Annotated in this window: 1 protein-coding gene; it reads right to left on the bottom strand. The window is 55.8% G+C overall.

Translation table 11 applies throughout. From position 1 onward, the window contains the following. A partial coding sequence (locus ACGF49_RS25370) for an Ig-like domain-containing protein (protein ID WP_387493597.1) occupies positions 1 to 224 on the bottom strand: 224 nt, incomplete at both ends.

Raw genomic sequence — 224 nt, 5'->3', positions numbered from 1 at the left:
TGCTGGTTAAGGTCGCGGTGACCTGCCCCTGCGCGTTACTCACCGGATTGCTCTGTTTCGTCAGTTTTAACCCGTCAGCTTTTGCGTCGGTCTGCCAGTCAATGTCGATCGGTTGACCCACCACCAGATTGCCGTGCCCATCCTTCACCGTCGCCGTGAAGGTATAACTGTCGGTACCGTTGTTGTAGCGCTTCTTGTCTTTATCCACGTCCACCGTCACGCTG

The sequence above is a fragment of the Photorhabdus sp. RM96S genome (genome assembly GCF_042879335.1).
GTDB lineage: Bacteria > Pseudomonadota > Gammaproteobacteria > Enterobacterales > Enterobacteriaceae > Photorhabdus > Photorhabdus kayaii.
Note: the sequence above shows the minus strand (reverse complement) of the source record. Positions and strands in the feature narration are given on the sequence as shown.